General features: G+C 53.7%; 19 protein-coding genes. 8 read left to right on the top strand and 11 right to left on the bottom strand.

The genetic code is table 11. The features are described 5' to 3' along the window. Positions 1-58: 58 nt before the first annotated feature. Complete coding sequence (locus E2566_RS11575; protein WP_107169638.1) at positions 59-1,366, bottom strand: acid phosphatase; 1,308 nt, start codon at positions 1,364-1,366, stop codon at positions 59-61. Between the two features lie 210 nt (positions 1,367-1,576). Between E2566_RS11575 and E2566_RS11570 the strand changes: the two genes are divergently transcribed. The 7 genes from E2566_RS11570 to E2566_RS11540 all read left to right on the top strand — a co-directional run bounded on the left by E2566_RS11570 (position 1,577) and on the right by E2566_RS11540 (position 7,457). Next, positions 1,577-2,239 carry an HAD hydrolase-like protein gene (locus tag E2566_RS11570; RefSeq protein WP_107169637.1) on the top strand — a complete coding sequence of 221 codons (663 nt, stop codon included), beginning with the start codon at positions 1,577-1,579 and terminating at the stop codon, positions 2,237-2,239. 399 nt (positions 2,240-2,638) lie between these two features. Beyond that, positions 2,639-3,661, top strand: coding sequence for a methionine ABC transporter ATP-binding protein (locus tag E2566_RS11565; protein WP_107169636.1), 1,023 nt, complete (start codon positions 2,639-2,641; stop codon positions 3,659-3,661). Next, positions 3,654-4,313, top strand: coding sequence for a methionine ABC transporter permease (locus E2566_RS11560; RefSeq protein WP_107169635.1), 660 nt, complete (start codon positions 3,654-3,656; stop codon positions 4,311-4,313). The genes E2566_RS11565 and E2566_RS11560 overlap by 8 nt, the downstream gene beginning before the upstream one ends. Positions 4,314-4,354: 41 nt before the next feature. Beyond that, positions 4,355-5,467 (top strand): o-succinylbenzoate synthase, encoded by a 1,113-nt coding sequence (gene menC, locus E2566_RS11555; protein WP_107169634.1) that lies wholly within the window; start codon positions 4,355-4,357, stop codon positions 5,465-5,467. Positions 5,468-5,863: 396 nt separating this feature from the next. Beyond that, entirely contained in the window at positions 5,864-6,691 is an 828-nt protein-coding gene (locus E2566_RS11550; protein ID WP_107169633.1) for a MetQ/NlpA family ABC transporter substrate-binding protein, read from the top strand. Positions 6,692-6,754: 63 nt separating this feature from the next. Then, positions 6,755-7,144, top strand: a complete 390-nt coding sequence (locus tag E2566_RS11545; protein WP_107169632.1) for a type II toxin-antitoxin system RelE/ParE family toxin — start codon at positions 6,755-6,757, stop codon at positions 7,142-7,144. Next, on the top strand, positions 7,137-7,457 hold the full coding sequence (locus tag E2566_RS11540; RefSeq protein ID WP_039358997.1) for a helix-turn-helix domain-containing protein: 321 nt from the start codon (positions 7,137-7,139) through the stop codon (positions 7,455-7,457). The genes E2566_RS11545 and E2566_RS11540 overlap by 8 nt, the downstream gene beginning before the upstream one ends. A gap of 100 nt (positions 7,458-7,557) precedes the next feature. Here the strand turns inward: E2566_RS11540 and E2566_RS11535 are convergent, their stop codons facing one another. Further along, positions 7,558-8,976 (bottom strand): M20 family metallopeptidase, encoded by a 1,419-nt coding sequence (locus tag E2566_RS11535; protein ID WP_107169631.1) that lies wholly within the window; start codon positions 8,974-8,976, stop codon positions 7,558-7,560. A 142-nt stretch (positions 8,977-9,118) separates the two neighbouring features. Between E2566_RS11535 and E2566_RS11530 the strand changes: the two genes are divergently transcribed. Continuing rightward, positions 9,119-10,045 carry a LysR family transcriptional regulator gene (locus E2566_RS11530; RefSeq protein ID WP_107169630.1) on the top strand — a complete coding sequence of 309 codons (927 nt, stop codon included), beginning with the start codon at positions 9,119-9,121 and terminating at the stop codon, positions 10,043-10,045. An 18-nt stretch (positions 10,046-10,063) separates the two neighbouring features. On the opposite strand, the gene sctU is transcribed toward E2566_RS11530, so the two are convergent. From sctU to E2566_RS11485, 9 genes are read right to left on the bottom strand one after another with little or no spacing between them, the layout of a single operon-like run. Next, positions 10,064-11,143 (bottom strand): type III secretion system export apparatus subunit SctU, encoded by a 1,080-nt coding sequence (gene sctU, locus E2566_RS11525; RefSeq protein WP_107169629.1) that lies wholly within the window; start codon positions 11,141-11,143, stop codon positions 10,064-10,066. A 13-nt stretch (positions 11,144-11,156) separates the two neighbouring features. After that, entirely contained in the window at positions 11,157-11,957 is an 801-nt protein-coding gene (gene sctT, locus E2566_RS11520; protein WP_107169628.1) for a type III secretion system export apparatus subunit SctT, read from the bottom strand. A gap of 6 nt (positions 11,958-11,963) precedes the next feature. Continuing rightward, a complete protein-coding gene (gene sctS / locus E2566_RS11515) occupies positions 11,964-12,224 on the bottom strand; it encodes a type III secretion system export apparatus subunit SctS (RefSeq protein WP_107169627.1) in 261 nt (86 codons plus the stop codon). A 7-nt stretch (positions 12,225-12,231) separates the two neighbouring features. After that, the gene (gene sctR / locus E2566_RS11510; protein ID WP_107169626.1) at positions 12,232-12,885 is read right to left on the bottom strand and encodes a type III secretion system export apparatus subunit SctR; all 654 of its coding nucleotides are present in this window, start codon (positions 12,883-12,885) and stop codon (positions 12,232-12,234) included. Next, the gene (gene sctQ, locus E2566_RS11505) at positions 12,882-14,036 is read right to left on the bottom strand and encodes a type III secretion system cytoplasmic ring protein SctQ (RefSeq protein ID WP_107169625.1); all 1,155 of its coding nucleotides are present in this window, start codon (positions 14,034-14,036) and stop codon (positions 12,882-12,884) included. Before sctQ ends, sctR begins: the two co-directional genes overlap by 4 nt. Further along, positions 14,033-14,554, bottom strand: coding sequence for a type III secretion system HrpP C-terminal domain-containing protein (locus tag E2566_RS11500; protein WP_107169624.1), 522 nt, complete (start codon positions 14,552-14,554; stop codon positions 14,033-14,035). The genes sctQ and E2566_RS11500 overlap by 4 nt, the downstream gene beginning before the upstream one ends. Beyond that, on the bottom strand, positions 14,551-14,988 hold the full coding sequence (locus tag E2566_RS11495) for a type III secretion protein (RefSeq protein ID WP_107169623.1): 438 nt from the start codon (positions 14,986-14,988) through the stop codon (positions 14,551-14,553). The genes E2566_RS11500 and E2566_RS11495 overlap by 4 nt, the downstream gene beginning before the upstream one ends. Next, positions 14,978-16,345 (bottom strand): type III secretion system ATPase SctN, encoded by a 1,368-nt coding sequence (gene sctN / locus E2566_RS11490; protein WP_107169622.1) that lies wholly within the window; start codon positions 16,343-16,345, stop codon positions 14,978-14,980. Before sctN ends, E2566_RS11495 begins: the two co-directional genes overlap by 11 nt. Beyond that, positions 16,345-17,292: an FHA domain-containing protein gene (locus E2566_RS11485; protein ID WP_107169621.1), complete on the bottom strand. Its 948-nt coding sequence runs from the start codon at positions 17,290-17,292 to the stop codon at positions 16,345-16,347. Before E2566_RS11485 ends, sctN begins: the two co-directional genes overlap by 1 nt. Positions 17,293-17,301 lie beyond the last annotated feature (9 nt).

Genomic DNA, 17,301 nt, shown 5'->3' with positions numbered 1-17,301 from the left:
TATTTTTAATGATAACCCTCTTCCCCGTGCACGAAAACGTGGAGGAAGAGGGTTACCGCTAACGGTGTTGAGCTAACTTCACAGCATCATGAAGATTAAGGCGCTGCCAGAAATTCTGCGCCCCTTTATCACCCGGTTCGCCGGAAAGCGGGTAGCCATCGGCCAGCGCGGTTTTCACCATCAGGTTTCTGCGTTGGGCGGCGGAGAGCGTTGGCAGTACAGCGTCGAGCAAGACTTCGGCACCTTCGGGAACGCTAACCGGAGATGCCGCACCAGGCTGAGCGGGTAGGCCGTACGTCATGGTGTAGTGATAAAACATTTTCATTTCCGGTGCAGCGTAAGGGTCGTCCTGTGGTGAGTTTTTAGCGCAGTCGCTCAACGTGGTGCCACAAGCTTTCTCTAACGCGCTGCGTAACTCGGCTTTGGCCTGTTCAAACAGCCGGCGATACTGCGGATCGTTGAGATAATGTGCCACGTTGCGTTCGGCAATCATGCGTGAACCGATCACGTCCAACGGATAATGCACACCCAGTACGACGCGTGAATAGCCATAGCGTGCACCGCGATCGATCAGCGGAACGAAACGCTCAGGGATCATTTCCGCTAGTAGTAGAGCATCGGTGTAACCTGTATTGGTATGTCCGCTCGGAAATGCGCCGCCGGTAGCGGTATACGGTTTGTTATCGCCAATTACAGCGGTGTCTGGCACCAAATGAATCGTATTGTTCGGCTGTAGGAAAGGACGAGGATAGTTAAAATGTTGCTTGGCAGCGGACGTGCTGACGGCGGATAGCTTGAGCAACACGGCGGCCTTACGGATTTCACCGCGGTCATAGGCGGTGATAAATATCTTACCCAGCCGTGGGCCCAATGCATCAGCCAGATAGTAGAGATACCCCTGGCCTTCAGCATCCACTAGCGCCTGTTCGCGTTGACCCGTTGTGGCTTCACGATTAATGCGCGTCACGATAGCCGTATTTTGCTGTAACACATCGGTAGAAAGGTGTGAAAAGGATTCCAGTAGCGCAATGCCTGCTTGCTGGTTGGTTTTTACCGCGAAATCATAGCCGCTGTTGTTGAGCCAGTTGATATCCGCCTGCTGCGGTGTTTCTTGTGCCTTTTCCAATTGCGCGCGGGTGAGCTGTGGGGCATCGCCCTGTATCGCCTTGCGTAGTGCGGCCTGAATAGATTGTTCCAGTTCTATGACGCGGGGGCGGCTACTGGCCTGTGTGGTGGTATCGACAAGGGTGCTAATAGTCGCACTCTCCGGCTGAGGTGGGGCAGCAAACCCGGAAAGCGGTAGTAGAAAGAGACTGGCAATCGGTAATGTTCCGATCGTCGCAAACAGAGTCGTGCGATGACGCATGATGGCATCCTTAATGGAGAGGATAAACGTTTGTTGGTGCAGGATCAGGCTAGATGCAGATTGTGATAGTAATGTTTCAGGATATATTTTGAGATACTTATCAACGAATTATTATGCTTTGTTATGTTTTAGAACCCATCATGACTTATTCTTGGATAAGCCTAAAAGGAAATGTGAAGCCAGAAAATCAGACAACGGGGAAATGTCGGTATGAATATCATTTTTGATTTAGATGGAACCATCATTGATTCTGTTCCGGGAATTAAAGAGAGCCTTATTTATGCCATTCGAAAACAAGGGCATATGATTGATGACGACATTGACATTTCATCGCTCATTGGGCCACCCATGCACAATATTGTCAGAACACTGTTGGAGCCTTATGGTGACAACAGAGTAGAAGAAACAATAAACCTGTATCGTGCGCATTATGGTCAATTCGGACTTTACAATAGTGTTATCTATGAAGGGGTGCTGCCAGTGCTGAAAACCTTAAAACAGCGTGGCGATAAACTGTTTATTGCGACATCTAAAAGACAACTATTCGCTGGGAAAATACTCGATGATATGAAGATAAGCCCTTTCTTCTCAGACATCATTGGGACGTCGTCGGATGGAAAAATGGATGATAAGACAAAACTATTAGCTCATTTACTGACTAAAAATGGGTTGAAACCACGTTGTTCAATCATGGTGGGAGATAGAGAGGACGACATTATTGCAGCACAAAACAACCATTTATTATCCGTCGGTGTACTGTGGGGATACGGAACGGCCAATGAGCTAACAACCCATCAGGCTGACGCCCTGTGTGCTCAGCCAACTGAGTTATGCCATGCGATCGACAAGATAATGTCATCACATCCTGCATAAAACTGCGCGTGACTATATAGAAGTAAAAAGCATAAAAAAGCTTCTAAAAAACAGAAAGGTGATTTGCTTTTTTTATCATTGACGCAAAGCTCATTTCTCTCTAACTTAAATAGACGATAATTTTTAAGTATTTTATTGATTTATAAGAAATTAATCGAATTATAACAAAAATGGCAGCCAAAAATAGCCCGGTTATTCCTCAATCTAAAAAGGCGATGAAGAGCCTATCTCTGTTCAAAATAACAAGTGAAATGGTTCCGTGGCACAGGCTTAACGCAGACTAGTGCGAAATGGTTTTACCCACGGACAAAGGCTTCCCTACATCAAACAGGCACACGGTTGCGTATGCCGACGTTACATCTCTTAAAATAGTCAGCAATAGCAGGAGTGAGTCAGGTAATGATTCGGTTAGAAAACGTGAGCGTTGATTTCCCCGCCGGGAAAACTGCACAGTCCAGGGCGGTAAACAACGTCAACCTGACCATTCAACAGGGTGAAGTTTTTGGGATTGTCGGCACCAGCGGCGCAGGGAAAAGTACGCTGCTGCGGACGATCAATTTATTACAGCGTCCCACCGAAGGGCGGGTGTTTCTGGGCGATACGCTGATCAGTGATGCGTCTGGCCGCGAGTTGCGCCAGCATCGGCAACGTATTGGCATGATCTTCCAGCATTTTAATCTGATGCACACCCGCAATGTCTATGACAATGTGGCGTTCAGCCTGCGTGCTGCGGGTAAAAGCAAAGCGGAGATTGCTGAGCGCGTGCCGGAAATTCTGGCGCTGGTTGGATTGCAGGATAAAGGAACCGCTTATCCGGCGCAGCTGAGTGGCGGACAAAAGCAGCGTGTTGGCATTGCTCGTGCCATTGCCAACCATCCCGAAGTGCTGCTGTGTGATGAACCCACCTCGGCGTTGGATCTGGAAACGTCGGCATCTATTCTGGCGTTATTGAAGAGTATTAATGTCCGGTTAGGTATCACGATCGTGCTGATTTCCCACGAAATGAGCGTGATTAAAAGTATTTGTCAGCGTATGGCGGTAATGACGGGCGGGAATATTGTAGAAGAGGGTGACGTTTTTACGATCTTCTCAGCGCCTCAACACGCTTATACCAAACAGCTGGTTAGCCATACCAGTCCGGTCGAATTACCTGAGCGCTTTAAGCAAAATAATAAAGGCGTCTTGTTAAAAATACTTTTCGCCGATGATTCGGTAGAACAACCGATATTATCCGACGTGGCGCAGCAGTTTCAGGTTTCGGTAAATATTCTACACGGCAATATTGAATATATTAACGATCGCGCGTTGGGGCATATTATTGCCCAGATTTCATACCGTGACGATCCGGCAGCGGAAAATCTCGCTGCGGCTATTTCTTATATTCGACAGAATACCTTTGGGGTGGAGGTCATCAATGACTGAGTTAATCGGTGAATTAATCTTCGCCTTTGGTGAAACCTTCACCATGGTGTGCATTTCAACGCTGTGTGCGGTGGTATTCGGCCTGCCATTAGGCATCGCGATTTATGTGACCGATCGTCATTTATTCTGGCAGAACCGTTTTATCTATCTGGTCTCGACCATTCTGGTAAATATTATCCGCTCGATCCCCTTTGTGATCCTGCTGGTGCTGTTGTTGCCACTAACACAGTTGCTGCTGGGGAACACGATAGGGCCCGTGGCGGCGTCGGTGCCGATGTCGGTGGCGGCGATTGCGTTTTATGCCCGTCTGGTAGATTCCGCGCTGCGTGAAGTCGATCCAGGCATTGTGGAAGCGGCAGAGGCCTTTGGAGCCAGCCCGACGCGCATTATCGCTACCGTGCTGTTGCCGGAAGCCTTGGCTGGTTTATTGCGCGGCTTGACGATTACGCTGGTCAGCCTGATTGGCTACTCGGCCATGGCCGGGATTGTTGGCGGCGGCGGTGTCGGCGATCTGGCGATCCGCTTCGGCTATTACCGTTATGAAACTGAAGTCATGGTTGTGACGGTGATTGCATTGGTCGTGTTGGTGCAGGTCGTGCAAACGCTGGGCGATATGCTGTCACGGCGGGCGAATAAGCGCGAGCGCCGCTAAACCGCGACAGAATACGTTATTCAGGACAGCAGAGAGATGTCATGAAAATAGACAAAATTGTATTACGAAAAATGAAAATGGCGTTGAAAACGCCATTTACTACCAGCTTTGCGACGCAGACGGAAAAACACTTTTCTATCGCGGAAGTTCATGCCGATGGGCAGATTGGCTACGGCGATTGTTCCGCCATTTCCCTGCCATTTTATAACGAAGAAACCAACGTCACTGCCTGGCATATTATGCGTGACTTCCTGATCCCGATGGTTAAACAGGCGGGGGATATTGAACATCCTTCTCTGGTTCGCGATATTTTCGCGCCGGTAAAGCGTAATAACTGTGCCAAAGCGGCAATCGAAGGCGGTATCTGGGATGCGTACGCGAAGATAAAAGGTGTACCGCTGCATCAATTACTGGGCGGCGTACGGGATAAAGTCGAAGCCGGTGTCAGTATTGGTATTCAGGAAACGCCGGATAAATTAGTCAGCGTGGTTGATAATTTCCTGAAGGAAGGCTACAAGCGCATCAAAATAAAAATCAAGCCGGGAAAAGACTACGACTATATTGCGGCGCTGCGTCAGACGTTTGGTGATATTACGCTAATGGTGGATGCCAATTCTGCCTACACGCTGGATGATATTGATTTCTTTAAGCGCATCGATAAATTTAACCTGTTGATGATTGAACAGCCGCTGGCGCACGACGATATTATTGACCATCGCAAACTTCAGGCCGCGGTAAATACGCCGATCTGTCTGGATGAAAGTATTGCCTCGGTAGAAGACGCGCGTAAAGCAATAGAGCTGGGCAGTGCCAAAATCATCAATATTAAAGTGGCGCGCGTGGGCGGTATTACTGAAACCAAGCTGATTCATGACTACTGTCAGGCGCACAACATTCCGGTGTGGTGCGGTGGCATGCTGGATACGGCGGTCGGTAAGGCGCACAATATTGCGGTATCTACGCTGCCGAACTTTATCTACGCGCACGATATTCCACCGTCTTCCCGCTACTGGCATGAAGACTTCATGCTGCCGTTTGTCGAATTAGACAAAGACAGCTGCGTCGCGGTGCCAAATAAACCGGGAATTGGCTTCGATATTAACCCTGCTCTGTACGATAAATATTGCTACGGACAGGAAACCTTTTTGTTTTAACTGATTATTGAATAAGTATTTTTTAGTAAGACGTGTGAGCAGTAAAGCGTTATCCAACACCAGGGAATAACGTTATAAAAATAGAATAGGGCGCTACGACGCCCATAACCGTTATACGACATGGCAGCAGAGAGCGTGGGATAGAAGAGTAAAGCGTCCGCGCCAGGGACAAAAGCGTCAATGACGCTTTTGAACGTCGCTTGCGACGGCCCTGTAAGGGTGAATCTCGGGATGAGATTCATATTGCGCGGCTCGAGCGTACAGGGATGTATTTACAGCGTCTTTACGATCTACCCACGCTCTCTGCCCGCCTTACTTCGTCATCAATATCATGGCACCTATTACGCCCCAAATAATGGTAAAGACTGACTAAATCGGACAGACAGGAACGCGACGATGCGATTGAAAAAACTTATTCCACTGATGCTGGCGTTAGGTATCTCTCAGGCTTACGCAGCAGATTCAGGCAAAGAAATCACCATCGGCGTATCGCCGGGGCCGTATGGCGATATGGTCACGAAAGCGATCAAGCCGGAAATGGTGAAAAAAGGCTATGACGTGAAAGTGCGCGAATTCAGCGACTACATTCAGCCGAACCTGGCGCTGTCGAATAACAGTATCGACGCCAACCTATTCCAAAACCGCCGCTATCTTGACCGCTTCAGCGCGGATAAAGGGCTGAAACTGACGGAAGTGATCACCGTGCCGACTGCCAGCATGGGATTTTACTCCAACAAGGTGCGCTCGCTGAATGAGCTGAAAGCCGGTGATATCATTACGTTACCGAACGATCCGTCCAATCTGGCGCGTTCACTGGATTTCCTGCAAAAATACGGTCTGATCAAGATCAATCCAGAGATTACGCCGACTAAAGCTTCTGTGCGTGATATTACGGAAAACCCGAAAGGGCTGGTCTTTAAACCGCTGGAAGCAGCACAACTGCCGCGTGCGTTGGGTGGTGTCGCGGGTTCATTGATTAATGCGAACTTCGCGATGGCTGCGGGTCTGAACCTGTCTGATGCGATTCAACTGGATGTGCTGCCGGAAGATTTGAAAAACATGATTGTTGTGCGTGCGGAAGATGCCGACAAACCGTTTGCTCAGGATCTGAAAGCCGCTGTTCAATCCCCTGAGTTCGCTGCATTCTTTGAAGATAAAAATTCCATGTTCCACGCGTTCCAAAAGCCTGAGTGGATGAAGAAGAAAGGTACGCAATCCGAATAAACGACTCCCGAACCGGTTGACGCTATTGCCCGATATTACCATAGTAATATCGGGCATTCTTTTATGGGACAAAAAAGGATTTTTGTTGCGCGTCACTACAATAAATCTCGTAGAAAATCAGGCATAACCGATCAACAGTTACGTGATATTGCGGCAGACATTATTGATCATCCAGATAAAGGCGGTCTCGGTGGTGGTGTTTATAAAAAGCGCGTTGCTACCAGTATGGGTAAACGTGGCGGTGCCCGGACAATAGTGGCTTACCATCGAGAAGGTAAGGTGTTTTTCTTTGAAGGATGGGAAAAAAACACGGTATCAACGCGTGGGAAAGAAATTCCCGATGATGTATTGGCGGCTTTTAAAATTGCGGCAACGGTGTTTAAAAATAAATCTGATGCCGATCTCGAAACAGACCTTAAAAACAAAGAGCTTGTTGAGGTGATAAATGGTTGATAAGCGCTTATTAAATATACAGAGCATGATTCAGCGTCAACATGCCGCAGGTACGGCCAGTGACGTCGATCTTGACGCTATCAATCGCCTGGTAGCGGAAAGTCAAAAAACGGAATCACGCGCCAGTATGGACGCGAGCAGAGTGCGGGCCATCCGTGAGCGTGAAAAAATTAGTCAAAGCCAACTGGCTGGCATCATTAATATGTCGGCCAACAGCGTTCAGAAATGGGAACGTGGAGTAAGCGCACCAACGGGTGCGGCGTTACGAATACTGGAGGTCATCGAGAGAAAAGGCTTAAGTGCTATTCTTTGATGATGCGGTTAAGAAAGATAACTGGTTGTTTTATTGCGTTTAGTGGCCGTCTGATACGGCCACTTTCGCGTGTGTAAGCATTGTGCTCAGGTTATAAACATCACTTCTGATGCACGTACACTCTGTGTGCTTCTAATAGCGTATGTCCTTGCTCTCCCAACTCCCAGAACAGGCCGGTCATGATCGCTAATCCTTCGCGGGCGACGGATTTCAACAGGTGTTCGTTAACGGCGTGCTGGCCGCATGCCGGATAGGAGTGGGGTAGCCACAGCGTCGGCAGGCCGAGGATGTCGGCGAAGACGTCATTAGGTAGTGAACCACCCAGATTCGGCAACAGCGCGGGTTGCTTGCCGCTAATTTGTTGCATCAGCGCCAGCGTCCAGTTTACCAGCGGATCTTCGGGGTTAAACCGTGTCGCCGGAGACGTGTTCAGTACCTCAACGTCTACTTGGGTAAAACCATGCTGGTCGAGGTGTTGACGTACATGCTGCGCCAGATGCTGCCAGTCGGTGCCGACCACAAAGCGCAGTTGGCAAATCGCGGTGGCATCGGCGGGAATGGCGTTCACCGGCTTGTGTGGGTTACCGGTAATGAACGACAGCACTTCCAGCGTGTTCCAACCAAATAGCCGCTCGGCAGGCGTGAGTCCCTCCGCCCCCCAGTTTTCATCAATCGCTGGATCGCCTTCGCTACCTGCGGGATCAACCGTGCTGAGAATGTCGCGCAGCGCTGGCGTCAGCGGCGGAGGAAGCAGGGCGTCGATCTTCATTCGACCTTGCCCGTCGACCAGACTGGCCACAGCGTTCGCTAACTGTGTACCCGGATTGCTCAGCAGCCCGCCCCAGTTACCGGAATGGTATGCCTGCTCGCGTGATTTGATGCGTAAACGGAAATTGGCACAGCCGCGAGAGCCAAGGAACAGCGTTGGACGTTCTGCATTAAGGCGTGGCCCATCGGAAGCGATAAAAATATCGGCGGCCAGTTCCTGCTTGTGCTGTTGGCACAGGTCGGCAAGCCCCGGCGAACCAATTTCTTCGCCCATCTCGAACAGCAATTTGCAGTTGAAGCCCAGACGCTGCCCGCGCGCCTGAAATACCTGCTCTAGCGCCATCAGATTAATACTGTGCTGGCCTTTATTATCGGCACAGCCGCGCCCGTACCAGCGATCGCCTTCTTCGATCAATTCCCAGGGGGTGAGCCCATCGCGCCAGTTAGCCTCGTCACCAAAAACTACGTCGCCGTGGCCGTAAGACAGTATGGTCGGCAGGCTGGGGTCTTCAATGCGTTCGGCCAGCAGGAAAGGGGGATGGCTCGCATCTGACGAGGCAATGGGTTTTATGCAGAACCCCATCGCCTGCAATGCGGGCTGGATCTCATCCGTCAGATAGCGGCTCAGCGCGGGCTGGTTGTCTGCTTTCTGGCTTTCGCTGGCGTGAGCAATACGCCGAGCTAACGTTTGTTTAAATTCTCCGCGATCGAAACGTTCACAGGCGATACGAATAAGGTCTGCGCTGGTCATGCCTTTCCTTGCTGGATAATGTGCCGAAGTTACCGATATTTAAAGAAAAAATGAGCTTTGCAACAATAATAAAAATTGCAATTAAGCTTTGCTTTTAATATAAACCTTCGAATCCTCAGCACTTTCTGAAAGGAACGACGCCATGCACAGCTCCGAGATCCGTTATTTTTTGGTGGTTGCCACCACCGGTTCGCTCAGCGCCGCTAGTCAACACCTGTTTGTTGCCGTTTCTGCCATCAGCCGCCAGATTCAGCGGCTGGAAGAACGCATCGGTGTGCCGCTGTTCGAGCGGCATGCGCGCGGCATGGTGTTAAACGATGCCGGGCGTATTCTGGAAAACCATGTGCGTAAGAGCATGATGGACATGGATGCCGCCGTGGCGGAGATTCAGGGGCTGAAGGCCAGTCGCCGGGCGCTATTACGTATTGGTTGCACGGAGGGGATGGCGTTTGATCTGCTGCCAACCTTGTTTGCGCGTTTTCGCCAGCATGACCCGGATACCACCTTTGCGCTGAAGGTGGATTCGGCGATGCAGGTGTCGCAAATGATCCGCAACGGCGAAGTGGATATCGCGCTCCAGTTTGCGCTGGCACCCGAACAGGGCGTGAATGTCGAGCTGGCGCTGCCTGCGCCACTGATGCTACTGATGTCGGACGAACATCCGCTGGCGCAGCAGGCTATCCAACTGGCGGATCTGCATCCTTTCCCACTGGCGCTGCCGGAATCGTCTACCACGCTGCGACAGCTGTTTGACCTCTCATGCCGCATGAACGGCACTTTTTTAGAGCCGACGCTGTGCTGCAACAACTTCACTACGCTCTATTACTATGCGATGAGCACGCCGGGTGCGGTTACCGCCTGTAGCTTCTATTCCGTGATGTATAAGTGTTTACAGGAACCGATGCGCTTGAAGCCGCTGAATATTAAGCAGCTCGACCAGCGTTCGCTTCAGGTCCAAACGCTGGCAGGCAAGACCCATGCTCCACAACAGCAGGATTTTCTGGATTTCATGATGGCGGAACTGCGGCTGGGGGAAGCGTATTATCTAAGCCAGATCGCCGACGCCTAGCTATCCGGTGGGGTGTTTTCACTCCATCTCGATAATGTCGCGTTTTTGCTCGTCTTCGAGCTGGCGCAGGACGCGATACACCTGCGCGACCGCCTGAAGCGTTTCGCGCGGAATATAATGGCCTTCCGGCGTGGTGCGATACAGCGTCCGAGTCAGCCAGATGAAGCGAATCACCGGAATGTCTGCTTTTTGCGCCTGAGCGATGAGTTCTCTCGCTGTTTCATTCTCGCCTTTGAATAAAATGCGCGGCAGCGGCGTTTTGCCGGGGCGATAGTAGAGTCCTACCGCATAGTGCGTTGGGTTGACCAGCAGCATATCAGCGTCTTCCACCTTGGCTTTGGGACGTGGCGCAGCGGGCTCGTTCGCCATTTCATGCGCCAGCGATTTGCGGTGGCCTTTCATATGCGGATCGCCTTCGGAATCCTTGTGCTCGTTGCGTAAATCCTCATGGCTCATGCGCTGCTGCTTGAGAAAGAAATATTTTTGCAGGCCGAAATCCATGGCGGACAGCACCAGCAGCGACGTCAGCGTGGTGCGGGCAATGCGCGTCAGCAGCGCTTTAACCCCTTGCCAGAAACCGTGTAGATCGCCATAGGCCAATTCAACCAGCGCCTCTAACTCTGGCACCACCACGTTATAAAATACCGCGCCGATCACCACCGCTTTGAGAATATTGGTCAGCATTTCCACCAGTTTGCGCATGGAAAACATCTGCTTGAACTGATTGATCGGGTTCAGTCTATTGAGATCGAGTTTCAGCGCTTCGGGCGCAAACAGCGGGCCATACTGGAGCCAACCGCCCGCGATGCGTAGCAGTACGGCAAGTGCCGCAGCCAGCAGACAGAGCGTCCCCGCTAGCACGGCCGCGTCGTGAAACACTTCTTTAGCCACTTGGGTAAACGGTGTGCCAAGCCGTTGCAGCGGCAGTTGTACCAGCGCTTGCAGTTTCCCCATTGTGCTGTCCGCCAGTGCCAGTACACACTCCAACAGGCCGACGCAGATCAGTAGTTTGGGCACATCCTGACTTTGCCCGACTTCTCCTTTGCGGCGTGCGTCTTCCAGTTTCTTTTCGGTGGGTTGTTCCGTTTTTTCACTCATCGATTCCGCCTTGTTAGCTGTTCGATGCGGTAAAAAGCAGTGGGAGCAGGTGTTTGAGATCCGGCAGCCCCTGAAGTTTGTGGTCGCCTAAGTAGTGCAGCACTGGCAAATAAATGATGAAAAACGCCATCCCAACCAGACACTTGGCTGGAATCGACAGCACGAAGACCTGAAGCTGCGGGCTATACAGGCTGAGCAATGCAATACTGAATTCCAACAGCAGCAGTAGCGCCACCAGCGGCCCGGCGTACACCACTAAATGGGTGAAGGTGTCGGCCAGCAGGCTGAGATACACCTCAAACCCTTTTTCACTCGGTGCAGGCAGCCAGGACAGCACCGGCCAGATTTGGTAGCTGTCCCACATCAACTGCGTCAGCCCTTTTAGGCCGATGCCAATAATCAGCAGCAGAATCAGCGTCTGTTTCAGTAGATGGCCGAGCGGCGTGGCGTCCGAGCCCAGCGCGGGGTTGAGCTGACCGCCCATCAACGCGCCGCGTTGGTTATCGAACAGCGCCCCGACGGACTCAAACAGCCAGAACGGTATCGCCAGAATCAGCGCAATCAGTAATCCCACCATGAGTTCTTTGAACAACAGCGCGGGGAGCATCGGCCAGGACAGCGGCGTCATCAGGAGTTGCTGCTGCACGATGGGGGCGGGCAGCAGCGTCAGGGAAATCACCACGGCGTTGCGCATCATGCCTTTCAACACGTTGAGTGAAAAAACCGGCACCAGAATAAAGCACGGGTACAGCCGGGCGATGCCGAGCGTAATGGCGATGATAAAGTCGTAAACGTGCTGAATGGTGGCGATCATACGGATTTATACCCCAGTCTGCGCAATCATGTTGAACGCGGTAATCGCCAGTTGCATCAGCTCTACGCCCACCCAGCGCCCGCAGAGCGCCAGCGTCAGCCCGACAGAGATCAGTTTGACGGCAAAGGGCAGTGTCTGATCCTGCAATTGCATCACTGCCTGTAGCAGCGAAATCAACACACCGACAGTGACCGCAACCAGCAGCGGCGGCGCAGAGAGCAGCACGACCATCACCATGGCCTGACGGAAAAGCGTGATTATTTCCATCGTGGCCTCACAGGTAGCTGTAGAACAGGCCGTCCAGCAGTCGCGTCCAGCCGTTGACCAGCACGAACAGCAGCAGCTTTAACGGCAGCGAGAGCGTCATCGGTGCGACCATCTGCATCCCCAGCGCCAACAGCACATTGGAGACGATGAGGTCGATGACGATGAACGGGATATAGATCAGGAAGCCGATTTTGAACCCGGCCTGTAGCTCCGACAGCACAAACGCCGGGATCACCAGCAGCAGGTTTTGTGTATTCACTTTCTCGGATAGCGAGGCGGGCCACATTTGCAGGCTGTTCTCATGCAGGTGGGTGAGAATATCCGGGTCAATGTTGCGCGACATAAAGGTTTGCAGCGGTTCCAGTCCGTAGGTCACGCTGGCCTGAAACGACGTGATGTCGGTCATATCCAGCGGCTTTTCCTGCACGCGTTTGCTGATGTCCTGAAACACCGGTGCCATGACAAACAGCGTCGCCGCAAGTGCGATACCGTACAGCGCCATATTCGGCGGCACCTGCTGTACCCCGATGGCGTTGCGGGTAATCAGCAACACAATCGCAATCTTCAGAAAGCAGGTACAGACAATCATCATCAGCGGAATCAGGGAGAGTGCGCCCAAAAAGAGCGCAAACATCAAGGGATCGAATGCGCCGGCGGTCATGGTGCCAGCTCCTGTGCGGCGGCGTTGTCTTCATCCTGCATTGGCAACTTATGCGCTGGCGCGGAAAAGCGTTGGGTAATCTGTATCCCCAGTCGGCCTTCTACATCGACCAGATCGCCGCTCGCCAGCGCAATATCACCGTGATACAGCCAGGCTTGCCCCGGCACCACGTCGCGCAGCGTCAGCACGCTCCCGCGGGCAAGGTGTTGCAATTCCGCCAGCGTCATCGTCAGGTTGCCGCAGCGAAGTTGTAAGACAATCGGCAACGGCGGTAAATTTTCAGTGACGTTGTCACGTGATAGTGTGAATTCACTCGCTGATATATCAACGTGGGCATCGGTTAGCATCGTGTCGGTAGCTGGTGAGGGCATTGAGACAGTCTCCATGTCGGTAACGGTAAAGGTGTAGGGCACGTTTGCTGTGAGCTGTAGCATGCCGTGCAGGCGCAGTGTGCCGAATGACAGCGTTCCCTCACCGGACGGCGTAACCCACGGGCGGTTAGGGAGGACAATGTCGCCGGTCTGGAGCCGTTGTAGCGCCGTAAACGGCAGCACGACGTCAGCCAGCGTGAGCGGGATCGCGATAGCCATTGCTGTGGGGAGCGCCTGGCACTGACGGTGCCAGTCGGTGTGGGAAAACAATGCCAACCAGACGGCATCAGCGGCCTGCATCCGGCTTCGCACGACAATCCCGTTCCAACTGGCGCTAAGCCAGACATAGCGCGTGTCATCGTTGTCATGTTGTTCTGCTGAATCTCGTTCTTCCGGGGGTGTTCTCGTTGGATACACTTCCCCCACAAGCGCCCGCAGTACGGGGTTGAGCGACTGGTTATAGAGCGTCCAGTACCACTGTGCCGCCTCATCGTCTTCTGTCACTGGCAGCAGCGGGCAGTCGGACAGCAGGCTGAGCACCGGAAACGGATCGGTCAGTGAGAAATTACCGATATCGCTACGCCAACCGCTTGCCTGTGCGGCAGACGTTTCCTCTATCAGCTCACGCGGATGCGCCAGTTGAAGGTGCAGACGACCAGCAACCCCATCGCGGATAAAAGGTAGCCATAGTCCTGCTGCCAGCGTCGATCGGATGCGGGCGTGCTGCACGCGCATCGTTGGCAGCGTCAGCGGTCGAATGTGTGGGGAATTTGAACTCATCGCTCATCCTCTCTGGCGTCAAAACGCAGATTGATCGGGCAGTCCAGCGCGGTAGAGATCGAACGACAGCAGGCTTCACGCCGATCTTTTAACTGATGGTAGCTTTCCCGGCTAAAGCGCAGAGAAATGTCCCAGCCGCGTGGCACCAGATTGGCTAAGCGCGCATCGATGTCACCCAACTGCGGCAGTTGCAGGCTGAAGGCAAATGGTGGGGCGCAAATGTTGTCCATTGCCTCAATTAACTCGCATTGCAGCGGCCGCCACGGTGACGGTGTCACATTTTGTGGGTTGTCAACTGATTCGCTATGCAGCGGCATCGGTGCGTTGATGGCGTTGCCCGATGGCAATGCGATAGGCGGTTCTTGGTAGAGCGCGTCTTCGAAGCCGTCCGAAAACGTGAAGGCTTCCCAAAAATCCATGTGTTGCTGATCGTCTACGCGCGAGGATGTGCCGTGCCGTGCGGCCTGCGCGTTCTGCGTCGCCGTCGATTCGGATGACGCAATCTGTCGGTTATTCATACGTGCTCCTGAGGTAACGTAAGCAGATATTCCAGTTTCTCCACCGCCTTCTGGCATTGGCGAGTGGTGTGTCGGGCGTCATCAACCTGACGCTGCTGGTCGTCGTGCTGTTGCTGCGCGGCCTGCACCTGCTGCACTTCCGCCGCTATCTCGCCGAGTAAACGCTGTTCGGCGGCAAGGTGCTTCTTCAGGTGTTCCAACGTTTGACGTTGCCCCTGCGTTTCCTGAGCAAACTGGTCGCGCTGCGTGTGGCTGGCCTGTCGCAGTGCCTCGACCTGCTGCTGGTGATGGCGTTGCTGCTCTGCAATCCTGATAAGCTGCTGTTCTTCCTGCCGCTGCTGACGCTCGCTACGGCTTAAGCGCTGGCGGCGTATTGGCATTAATAGGTTCAATACGCTCTGTAATTCGGCATCGCGTTCGGTGTTATGGGGCATAGCGGCTGACTCCGGCGAGCTGTTGTTGAATCACGCCATAAGGCATCGGTTCACGCATCGACTGGCGCAGAAACTGTGTGATTTCGGAATGGGCGTTGACGGCGGAATCGGTTAACTCGTCATGACCGGGCTGGTATTCCCCCAGGCGGATCAGCATCTCAACCTGCTTGTACGCCGCCATCAGACGTCGTACGCCGCCCGCATTGCGGGTGTGATCGGTATCCACAACGTTACTCATGGTGCGACTCAGGCTGGCGAGCACGTCGATAGCCGGATAATGCCCCTGTTCCGCCAAACGTCGGGCGAGCACGATATGCCCGTCGATCAGCGAACGTACTTCATCGGCGACCGGATCGTTCATGGAGTCTTGTTCGATCAAAACGGAGTAGAGCGCAGTGATGGCACCGTCTTCCGTTTGTCCGGCGCGCTCGACCAGACGCGGCAGCAGCGTATAGACCGATGGCGGCAACCCGCCGCGTCCCTGCGGTTCCCCAAGCGCGAGGCCGATTTCACGCTGAGCGCGGGCAAAACGCGTCAGGGAATCAATAATCAGCAGCACCTGACGGCCTTCGGCGCGGTAGGCTTCGGCGATAGCGGTAGCGGTGAAGGCTGCGCGGGCGCGTTCCATGCTGCTGCGGTCAGAGGTCGAGCACACCAGCACGGTGCGGCGGCGTAACTCGTCGTCCAATTCGTGATCGAGAAATTCGCGCAGTTCACGCCCTCGTTCGCCAATCAGCCCGAAAACGATGGCATCGCACGGCGTATTGCGCGCCAGTTCCGCCAGCAGCGTGGTTTTACCGCAGCCTGCACCGGCGAAGATGCCGACGCGTTGACCCTGGCCGAGGGTTAACAGGCCATCGACGGCGCGTAATCCGGTAGGCAGCGGCTGGCTGATGCGTGGTCGGGATGTTGGCGGTGGCGCGTCGCCCAGTACTGGCTGTGTGCGTCCCGTGGGTTGACCCGGTTCAACGAAGGCGCTCTCGCCGCCGTCTTCCAATGCCCGCCCAAATCCGTCCAGCACGCTGCCCAGCAAGCGTTCCGACACCTGAATGCGGTGTGGCTGATACAGCGGCGTTACGGCGGCACCCTGTGCGATGCCGTCCAGCGCCCCAAGCGCGGAGAGAAAGGTATTCTCCGGGCTGAATCCCACCACTTCTGCCATCATCTGACTATCATCCTGACGCGCCACCCAGCACAGATCGCCAATACGTGCCTGCGGCAGGTTGCACTCCAGCAAAATACCGCTGACGGCCATGACGCGGCCTTTTTTCTCCACGGGCGCGTAACCCACCAGGTGCTGACGCTGCTGGGCGACCCACCGATCGAGCAGCGGAAAAGAAGAAGGTTGTGTCTGCATTACCAATTCACCGTTATCTGTTGTCTGCCGCTGAATTCAATCTGGTGCTCATCAATCCGCACCAGACGCAGGTTGTCGACCTCATCGCCGATGAAAAAGCGCTGGCCATCCGCTGTGACGACATTGGCACGCGACCCGCTGGTCACCTGAACGATCTGAAACGGCAGTTGCTCCGTTTTCAGCTGTGTCCGGTTATCCACCGATAGCGCGGTTCTATAACGTTGGTGGAGTTGGGCGAGCATCCGTTCCAGCTTTTTTTGATCGTCCGGTGTTAATTGCCCGGTGAGCGTGAGGCGATCCTGATACGCCGCCACTTTTACGGCCGCGCTCAGTTCCCGTTCCTGCAACATCATACGTAGCGTGCTTTCCAACTGTGGCAGCGTGCCGAGCGGCTTGCGGGTATCCTGCGGCGGCGGGGCGGCAGGCATCGCGACGCTCTCCTGTAGCTGCCAACTGCCCACCATCACCAGCAGCAATGCGCCAAGCAGCAGGTAGCTGGCTTTGGCCCACAGCGGCAGGCGCGGTGCGGGTAGCGGCGTAGGTGTCGACATAGTTGTCGGCGCAGTGGTATGAGCCAGCGGCGCGTCGGTGGATATATTCGCGGCGGGGATATCCTCTTCCGCTGTTGGTGGCGTTTGATTGTCATCAAGCCAGGGGGTATTGGCAGCCACAATGCAGAGCCAAATCTGCCCCAGCGCAAACGGTGTGCCGGGCGGCAGCGCGTCAATGTGCTCAACAGCGTGACCTTCGGTATTACACAAGGCGCCGTCCAGTGCACTGAGTGCCCAGCCGTCAGCGCTCTTCTCCAGTTGGCCGTGATAAGGCGCAATGCCGGGATCGTAGAGGACGAGATCGGCATCATCGGCGGCACCGATGCGCCAGGCATTTCCGCACAGCGGCAGCGCCGCACCGCGATGTAAACCAGTCAGCACGCGTAATTCAAACATGATGTCTTC

The sequence above is a fragment of the Pectobacterium punjabense genome (genome assembly GCF_012427845.1).
Classification (GTDB): Bacteria; Pseudomonadota; Gammaproteobacteria; order Enterobacterales; family Enterobacteriaceae; genus Pectobacterium; species Pectobacterium punjabense.
Note: the sequence above shows the minus strand (reverse complement) of the source record. Positions and strands in the feature narration are given on the sequence as shown.

Bases quoted from the DNA above. Each gene is read 5' to 3' on its own strand.
- E2566_RS11550 (WP_107169633.1), top strand. From the start codon at position 5,864: ATGCGATTGAAAAAACTTATTCCACTGATGCTGGCGTTAGGTATCTCT.
- E2566_RS11545 (WP_107169632.1), top strand. From the start codon at position 6,755: ATGGGACAAAAAAGGATTTTTGTTGCGCGTCACTACAATAAATCTCGT.
- sctR (WP_107169626.1), bottom strand. From the start codon at position 12,885: ATGACCGCCGGCGCATTCGATCCCTTGATGTTTGCGCTCTTTTTGGGC.
- E2566_RS11565 (WP_107169636.1), top strand. From the start codon at position 2,639: ATGATTCGGTTAGAAAACGTGAGCGTTGATTTCCCCGCCGGGAAAACT.
- sctN (WP_107169622.1), bottom strand. From the start codon at position 16,345: ATGCAGACACAACCTTCTTCTTTTCCGCTGCTCGATCGGTGGGTCGCC.
- E2566_RS11535 (WP_107169631.1), bottom strand. From the start codon at position 8,976: ATGACCAGCGCAGACCTTATTCGTATCGCCTGTGAACGTTTCGATCGC.
- E2566_RS11495 (WP_107169623.1), bottom strand. From the start codon at position 14,988: ATGCCCCATAACACCGAACGCGATGCCGAATTACAGAGCGTATTGAAC.
- sctT (WP_107169628.1), bottom strand. From the start codon at position 11,957: ATGATCGCCACCATTCAGCACGTTTACGACTTTATCATCGCCATTACG.
- sctS (WP_107169627.1), bottom strand. From the start codon at position 12,224: ATGGAAATAATCACGCTTTTCCGTCAGGCCATGGTGATGGTCGTGCTG.
- E2566_RS11530 (WP_107169630.1), top strand. From the start codon at position 9,119: ATGCACAGCTCCGAGATCCGTTATTTTTTGGTGGTTGCCACCACCGGT.
- E2566_RS11575 (WP_107169638.1), bottom strand. From the start codon at position 1,366: ATGCGTCATCGCACGACTCTGTTTGCGACGATCGGAACATTACCGATT.
- E2566_RS11485 (WP_107169621.1), bottom strand. From the start codon at position 17,292: ATGTTTGAATTACGCGTGCTGACTGGTTTACATCGCGGTGCGGCGCTG.
- menC (WP_107169634.1), top strand. From the start codon at position 4,355: ATGAAAATAGACAAAATTGTATTACGAAAAATGAAAATGGCGTTGAAA.
- E2566_RS11560 (WP_107169635.1), top strand. From the start codon at position 3,654: ATGACTGAGTTAATCGGTGAATTAATCTTCGCCTTTGGTGAAACCTTC.
- E2566_RS11500 (WP_107169624.1), bottom strand. From the start codon at position 14,554: ATGAATAACCGACAGATTGCGTCATCCGAATCGACGGCGACGCAGAAC.
- sctU (WP_107169629.1), bottom strand. From the start codon at position 11,143: ATGAGTGAAAAAACGGAACAACCCACCGAAAAGAAACTGGAAGACGCA.
- sctQ (WP_107169625.1), bottom strand. From the start codon at position 14,036: ATGAGTTCAAATTCCCCACACATTCGACCGCTGACGCTGCCAACGATG.
- E2566_RS11540 (WP_039358997.1), top strand. From the start codon at position 7,137: ATGGTTGATAAGCGCTTATTAAATATACAGAGCATGATTCAGCGTCAA.
- E2566_RS11570 (WP_107169637.1), top strand. From the start codon at position 1,577: ATGAATATCATTTTTGATTTAGATGGAACCATCATTGATTCTGTTCCG.